This window comes from uncultured Campylobacter sp. (assembly GCF_937890585.1).
GTDB lineage: Bacteria > Campylobacterota > Campylobacteria > Campylobacterales > Campylobacteraceae > Campylobacter_A.
On record NZ_CALACG010000189.1, the window covers coordinates 1 to 4,745 of the forward strand.

Sequence of the window (4,745 nt, forward strand, 5' to 3'; positions counted from 1 at the left end):
ATCTAAAGCTAAAAACAGCAGACGGTGAGGCCAGTTTAAAATTTAAAGAATTTGTACCAAATGCAAGCTATAAATTTGTAGATGACGAAAAAGGAAAGCCAGTTATTGAATTTGTCGTATCAAACGAGAGCGATAGCGAAGAGATTTTCTTACTCGAAGAAGAAGAGGCTAGAGTTGGAGATATCAGTTTTATCTTTAATGCAAAACCAGGCGAAGAGAAAAAATATGTACTTTTCTTGCTAGAAAATGGAAAATTTACAGTCACTTCAAACGTAGAAATTTCAAAATTTACGATGGCTGATAGCTCAAAGACAGAGCTTGCAGCTGGTGGTGTGAATGAATTTGGCACTGGCAGTCTTTACACTGTGGCAAATATAAATTTCGCCCCAAGACTAGTTTCAACACACGCCTCAAGAAAGCTAGTTAGCTCAAAAGATAGCGAGTTTAACGCAGTGGTAACAGAGCTTAGCTACAAAGGCGAGAGCAAAGAGATGTATATTTTTTACAACCTAATGGAGCCATCACGCCTAGCCGTGGCTGGACAGAAATTTAACGCCTCATGGGGCGCTCAGCAGGTCAAACTGCCATTTAGTCTATTCTTAAAAGACTTTGAACTCAAAAGATACCCCGGCTCAAATTCGCCGATGAGCTACTCAAGCGAGGTCGTGGTAAAAGATGGCACGGACGCGCCTGGGTTTGACTACAGAATTTACATGAACCACGTGCTTGACTATGATGGATATAGATTTTTCCAAAGCTCTTATGACACAGATGAAAAGGGCACGATCCTATCTGTAAATAAAGACCCGGGCAAAATTCCAACTTACATCGGCTACTTCTTGCTTGGTCTTGGCTTTTTGCTAAACGTGATAAACCCAGGTAGCCGCTTTAGAAAGCTAGCAAAACTAATCGATAATGAATCAACAAAAAGTGGCAAAAAAGCAGTTGCTATGATCGCTATCTTGCTTTTGGGACTAAATTTTAGCTCACTAAGGGCTGAGGATTTCCTTCCACAGATCAGCAAAGAGCATGCTGATAAGCTCTCTAGGCTCATCGTGCAGAGTCCAGATGGCAGGATGAAGCCATTTGATACGCTTAGCAAAGAAATTTTAAACAAAATTCATAGAGGCGATAGTATTGGTAGTTTAAATTCAAATCAAGCTATGCTCTCTATCATGGTTACGCCTGATTTTTGGAGAAACGAAAAGATCATCGCGCTTGGACAAAGCAAAGAGCTCAAAAAAGAGCTTGGCGTCGATGAAAATGCCAAATACGGAAGCTTTGATCAGTTTTTCAAACTCACAAAAGATGGTGGAAGCGAGTATAAACTCACTAAATTTACAGAGATCGCCAACCGCAAACACCCAGGCTCACGCAATACATTTGACAAAGATGTGATCAAGATCGATGAGAGATTAAACGTATTTTATATGATATTTATCGGTGAAATTTTCAAAATTTTCCCAAAACAAGATGACCCGTCACACTCTTGGTATTCGCCTGCTTCTGCGATGATGTATTTCACGCCAAAAGAGGCTGATAGTGTTGTTGGCATGATGAGGGACTATTTTACGGCAGTTGATGCGGCGACTAAAGATAATGACTGGAGCAAGGCTGATGCTGCGCTTGATAAAATTTCAGAGTATCAGCACAAATACGGCGCTGCTGTTATGCCAAGTGAGAAAAAGATAGATATCGAGCTTATATTTAATAAATACCAAATTTTTGACCGCCTAACACCGATATATCTCTTGGCAGGCCTAGCGCTTTTATTCTTCGTTTTTGTTAAGATGCTAGCTCCTAAGGTTCAGATAAATGGCATCGTAAAGGTTGTCTATGTTGTAAATTTCCTAGCATTCTTGGCACACACGGTAGGTCTTGGGCTTCGCTGGTATATCGCCGAGCACGCACCTTGGAGTAACGCATACGAGTCGATGGTCTATATTGCTTGGGCGCTTGGACTTTCTGGCTTAGTCTTTGCAAAACGCAGTCCGATCGCACTTGCGCTGACATCTATACTAGCTGGCATTACGCTCTTTGTCGCGCACCTTAGCTGGATGGATCCGCAGATCACTACGCTTGTGCCTGTGCTTCAGAGCTACTGGCTGACTATTCACGTTTCTATCATTACCGCTAGCTACGGATTTTTGGGTCTTTGTTCGCTGCTTGGTGGCTTTACTCTACTGCTTATCATCTTACAAAATAAGAAAAAGCCACATGCGGAAATTTCACGCAACATCCTTGAGGCAACTCGCATAAATGAGATGGCGATGATACTAGGACTAAGCCTTCTTACACTTGGAAACTTCCTTGGTGGGGTATGGGCGAACGAGAGCTGGGGTAGATACTGGGGCTGGGATAGTAAGGAGACTTGGGCGCTAGTTTCGATCCTTGTCTACGCGGCTGTGCTTCACATGAGATTTATACCAAGACTAAATAACCAGTACGCGTTTGCTGTTGCCTCATTTTTTGCCTATTGGTCGATCATAATGACCTATTTTGGCGTGAATTTCTACCTAACTGGCATGCACTCATATGCAGCTGGAGACCCGCTACCGGTGCCTGACTTTATCTGGGTGAGTATTGCTGTGATGGTGCTTATGAGCGTTGCCGCATTTACGAAACGCTCACTTTGCTCAAGGTTATAGATGTTTGTAAAGGGCTTGATAGTCTTTTTTAGTGCATTGTTGATAGCTGCCGTTTGTGTGCTGATCTATCTGCTTTTGAAAGATAATACTAAAGAGACCAAGCCTGCTAATAAAATTACACCTATTAAAGAAGAGATACTTACAATCGAGAAGCTTGAAGAGCTTGCAAGCGATAATAGCTTAAGCAAAAACGAGCTTTTTGATCTGGTTAAAGTTTTTGCTGATAAATTTAGTATACCGGCCAAAAAAGATAAGAGTGCGCCAAAAGAGGCTAGCAACTACATAAATTTTATAATCCTAATCTGCTCTCACCAAAATGCCGACGCAAAGCTCATTAGCTTTTTAGACAAAGAGGCTAAAAAGAAAAATCCAAGCTATGTTACAGAGATAGAAGAGAGTGAAAAAATCGGCATAGAAAACCGCAAAAATCGTAGGTAAATTTAGCTTTTTTAAATTTAAGAACGCAAAACGTCGTTAGCAAAACTCAAATTTACAAAGCAAAAATAGGAGTGCAATTTGGACATCAATGATCTCTATGCTAGTTTGATCTTTGTGCCGATAGTGCTAGCTATTTTGTTTATGATCTTTGCTGGCAGGCGAAATATAAAAGTCTATGTGAGTAAATTTGACTTGATCGGCCTACATCTGATCGTTCCGCTTGTGATATTTCCTATATCTGTAGCTATTTTTAGTGAAGCGGCCGAGTATTTTGGCATTTCAAACGATACTGGGCTATCTTACATATTTTATGCCGTGCTTTTTATAATGGCCATTTACGCTGTTTTTGGCTTTTATGTTTGCATTAAATACAATCACGGCTTTATAAACTGCTTTTTAGCCATACTTTTAAGATTTAGCTTCATGACCCCGCTTGTTTATTTGCTGTTTTTGGGTGGTAAAAATAGCGATAAAAATGATAATGAGATAATCCCTGAAAATGTTAAAAATTTAAGCATTTTTGAAGAGCTAAAATTTTCACTTTATAATATGATAGTCTTTAGAAAAGTCCATGATAAAGAGAAATTTGCAGGCATGGATGAGATAAATTCTAACGATAAAGTTCTAGTCTCAAAAGAGGAGTGGGATGAGTTTTTAAAATGGAAAAATAGTAGGGATGGCTAAATTTAAAAAGAGCCAGCAAGATAGCTAGCTCAGCTTACGGCAAAACTACGCCAAATTTCATAGCCACGCCATATATCATCGCGCTAATAATGCCAGCGAAAAATCCAGCAACCATATCATCGCCCATAACGCCAAGTCCGCCCTTTACGTTGCGGTCGATCCTGCCAATGATCGATGGTTTTTTGATGTCAAGCACCCTAAAAAGTACGAGCGAAAGCACTAGCTGAGAGATCGTCGCTCCGCTAATGGCGATAGCGAGCCAAACGCCAGCAACCTCGTCGATCACGATAAAGCTCTCGTCGTGTGAATTTACCTTTTTTTCAAAATCATCAATGACGCTGATGCTCACCAAAAATAACAAAATGCTAGCTAGCAAAAGCGTAGTAGATGAGAAAAAATATAACACAAAATAAGCTGCCACAGCTCCAGCCACTGAGCCCCAAGTGCCAGGTGCCTTTGGTAAAAGTCCAAATCCAAAAAATGTCAAAAATAGCTTTTGCATAAATTTCCTTAAGTGAGTGATGATGTCTGATAAAGCTTCATGAGCTCCTCGTAAAAGTCGCGGTCGGTCTTGTTTTCAAGCAGTCCAGAATTTACAAAAAGATCGTCGCAGAGCTTTTGTATGTCTTTGAAGCGGTTTACATAGAGCTTGCTTAGCACGAGCGCTGAAATTTCGGGCCTTACTAGTATAGCTGGCGGCATTATGCCGTTAAATAGCAGCTCTTTGATCACGTCTGGGTGGTATTTGATCTGGTGGTGCTGTCCGTGCGGGCAGCTTTTGGTGCTAACTAGTGTCTTACACTTGTTGCAATAAACTAGCTCAGGTAGGACGATCACGTCTAAATTTAGGTCGTTTTTGTAGATATCAAGGATCGTGTGCGCCTCGTTGTGGTCAAAAAACATGCCGATGCCAGAGTGGTTTTGTCCGATGACTAGCTTGTTTGCGCCAAGCCTTGAGGCTGCGATACACTCAAG

At 41.1% G+C, this 4,745-nt stretch carries 4 protein-coding genes and 1 pseudogene; 3 read left to right on the plus strand and 2 right to left on the minus strand.

All coding sequences use genetic code 11. The features are described from left to right. From ccsA to Q0296_RS05530, 3 genes are all read left to right on the plus strand, one after another. The coding region (ccsA, locus tag Q0296_RS05520; protein ID WP_298037731.1) for a cytochrome c biogenesis protein CcsA at positions 1-2,648 on the plus strand (2,648 nt) is incomplete at its 5' end. Next, positions 2,649-3,086, plus strand: coding sequence for a fatty-acid--CoA ligase (locus tag Q0296_RS05525; RefSeq protein WP_298037733.1), 438 nt, complete (start codon positions 2,649-2,651; stop codon positions 3,084-3,086). 78 nt (positions 3,087-3,164) lie between these two features. Further along, complete coding sequence (locus tag Q0296_RS05530) at positions 3,165-3,770, plus strand: hypothetical protein (protein WP_298037736.1); 606 nt, start codon at positions 3,165-3,167, stop codon at positions 3,768-3,770. Between the two features lie 34 nt (positions 3,771-3,804). Here Q0296_RS05530 and Q0296_RS05535 read toward each other — a convergent pair whose 3' ends face one another. Then, positions 3,805-4,272 (minus strand): phosphatidylglycerophosphatase A, encoded by a 468-nt coding sequence (locus Q0296_RS05535; protein WP_103567837.1) that lies wholly within the window; start codon positions 4,270-4,272, stop codon positions 3,805-3,807. An 8-nt stretch (positions 4,273-4,280) separates the two neighbouring features. Next, positions 4,281-4,745: pseudogene (locus Q0296_RS05540) on the minus strand (sulfate adenylyltransferase); the annotation flags it as partial.

What these genes read in the sequence shown, in the direction of transcription:
- Q0296_RS05525 (WP_298037733.1), top strand. Translation starts at nt 2,649, where the DNA reads ATGTTTGTAAAGGGCTTGATAGTCTTTTTTAGTGCATTGTTGATAGCT.
- Q0296_RS05535 (WP_103567837.1), bottom strand. Translation starts at nt 4,272, where the DNA reads ATGCAAAAGCTATTTTTGACATTTTTTGGATTTGGACTTTTACCAAAG.